Consider the following 251-nt stretch of genomic DNA (forward strand, 5'->3'; position numbering starts at 1 on the left):
ACAAAATTCAAGGGCATCTTTCCAGACATGTCTCATTACTACTTTTTGAAAATTCTTGCTTTGGGTACAAACGGATAATAAAGGACAGGCAACACATACTTTGGGATTACTCTTATACTCACGGTAGCCTTCTCGAGTGGTTGTGCGATAGCTTAACACTTGATTCTCTGGACAAACATAATGGTCATCACTTGCATTATAAACAAAATTACTAGGTCTTAAGTTCCCCTTTACTCCCTTTGGACGAGTAT

Annotated in this window: 1 protein-coding gene; it reads right to left on the reverse strand. The window is 38.2% G+C overall.

The window, feature by feature from the left end:
* A partial coding sequence (locus HMPREF2837_RS10895) for a transposase (RefSeq protein ID WP_186823220.1) occupies window positions 1-251 on the reverse strand: 251 nt, incomplete at both ends.

It is taken from the genome of Streptococcus sp. HMSC071D03, from assembly GCF_001812125.1.
In the GTDB taxonomy this organism is placed as follows: Bacteria; Bacillota; Bacilli; order Lactobacillales; family Streptococcaceae; genus Streptococcus; species Streptococcus pseudopneumoniae_N.